2 protein-coding genes are annotated in these 1831 nt (G+C 73.3%); one reads left to right on the top strand and one right to left on the bottom strand.

Annotation, left to right across the window (positions count from 1 at the left end; all coding sequences use genetic code 11):
* Positions 1 to 164 precede the first annotated feature (164 nt).
* Positions 165 to 326 (top strand): hypothetical protein, encoded by a 162-nt coding sequence (locus tag ACJA3G_RS36780; RefSeq protein WP_406557359.1) that lies wholly within the window; start codon positions 165 to 167, stop codon positions 324 to 326.
* A 118-nt stretch (positions 327 to 444) separates the two neighbouring features.
* Here ACJA3G_RS36780 and ACJA3G_RS36775 read toward each other — a convergent pair whose 3' ends face one another.
* A complete protein-coding gene (locus tag ACJA3G_RS36775; protein WP_406557358.1) occupies positions 445 to 1548 on the bottom strand; it encodes a hypothetical protein in 1104 nt (367 codons plus the stop codon).
* Between the last annotated feature and the right edge of the window lie 283 nt (positions 1549 to 1831).

The following is a 1831-nucleotide window of genomic DNA, read 5'->3' as shown; positions in this document are numbered from 1 at the left end:
GGCTGACACGACGGCCGGAAGGGCCTCGGGGGTCCGATGGACCCCGGCGATTATCACGCCGTGATAGGCCCGGTGAGCCGCGCGGGCGGCGGCCGACCTATCACGCCGTGATAACCGCAGCCCGTTACGGGCCGCTCCAGCCGGGATTGTCGGCGGGTGTGAGCGTGCCGAACAGCGAAGTGCACAGGGCGCCCCGGGCGGTCTTCAGGACGTACGAGGGCGAGGTCCGCTCGACCGCGTCCCGCAGCCCCTCCCAGCGTCCCGAGGCGCCCGCCGCCCGGCCCGTCGTCAAGATGCCCTGGACCGACGGTGTCGCCTGCGGCTGACACGACGGCCGGAAGGGCCTCGGGGGTCCGATGGACCCCGGCGATTATCACGCCGTGATAGGCCCGGTGAGCCGCGCGGGCGGCGGCCGACCTATCACGCCGTGATAACCGCAGCCCGTTACGGGCCGCTCCAGCCGGGATTGTCGGCGGGTGTGAGCGTGCCGAACAGCGAAGTGCACAGGGCGCCCCGGGCGGTCTTCAGGACGTACGAGGGCGAGGTCCGCTCGACCGCGTCCCGCAGCCGGGCCAGCAGCAGGTGGACGGGCGGCAGGTCGAGGGAGAGGGCGTCCGCCAGCCGGGCGCGGCGCGCGGTGAGATGCGGCTCGACCCGGCGCAGGTCGTTCTCCAGATACGCCGCCGCCGCCCGCATGGCCGTCAGGCTGCCGCCCCCCGAGAACCGCAGGCAGTCCTGCCAGCCCGGCAGCCCGATGATGACGCGCAGCGCGTCGGTGAGGCTGTCCGCGATCAGACCGCCCTCGCCCTCGGGGCTTGCGTACACCACGGCGCGCTGCTGGCCGGGGTCGCCGCACAGGAAGTAGGTGCCGCCGACGTCGTCCCCGGCGAAGCCCTCCACCGGCACGCCCGAGGACACGGTCAGCGTTTCCCCGTGGTCGCGGCAGGACATGTCGAACCCGCAGAGCGCGTACATCGACTCGGAGAGGTCCGGGTGTTCGCGGAAGCGGGCCAGCAGTTCCTCGACCGAGGACACCGCCGGGCCGGGGGAGCGGTACGGTCCGGCCATCGGTGCGCGGGGCGCGGTGGCCGGGGGAGTGGTGGCACGGTGCACCGGACTCTCGCGGCAGTGGGCCGCCGGCCTGCCCCGGGTGTGGCGGGGCGGGGCGGGCAGCGGTGAGAACGTCCGCCAGGTCGTCAGGGTCGCGGGCGCCACCGTGCCGTGGTGGACGGGGCGTGCGCTGATGGAGACCGGAGTCCGCTCACCCCCGTCGAGCAGACTCCAGGTCTCGTATGCCCGTGCCTCGTGCGCGTCCTGCCGTAACCACGACAGGCGTGCGGTGCCGGCGCGCGGAGCGAGGGGCGGGGCGCCGCCAGGATGGTCGGCCGCCGCACGCAGATAGGCGTGCTCCGCCTGCCGTTGCGCGGTGGCCAGACTGCTGAAGAGCAGTCCGCCCTCGCCCTGCGGACCGTCCGGCCAGCACGTCTCGTACACCACGCTCCGGCCCTCGTACCCGATCTCCCGGTCCGGTGACGCGAGGCTGTGCATGGATCTCCTCCTGCTCGTGGCTCTTGCTGTGCTGCCGCGTTCTGCGCGGGACACGATGCCTATCGAAGGAGTGGGAACTCCACCAGGAAACGGCGCTTCCGGACAGTAGTTCTCCCGGCGAAATCCGGTCACTCGGCGGACCGGGGCGGCCCCGCCGCGCGCTCCGCCCTACCGGGGCGGGAGCGCACGGTCAAGAAGCCCTGCCGAGGGGGGCATGGATCGCGCCATGGTCGTTTATGGGGGTGTGCCGCTGGGGGTGTCGGTGCGCCTCGGGGTGGAGTGG

Source organism: Streptomyces sp. YS-3 (assembly GCF_045257485.1).
GTDB lineage: Bacteria > Actinomycetota > Actinomycetes > Streptomycetales > Streptomycetaceae > Streptomyces.
This window is presented reverse-complemented; position numbering and strand designations above follow the sequence as displayed.

Excerpts from the sequence above, each read along its gene's own strand:
- ACJA3G_RS36775 (WP_406557358.1), bottom strand. The coding sequence starts at position 1,548 with ATGCACAGCCTCGCGTCACCGGACCGGGAGATCGGGTACGAGGGCCGG.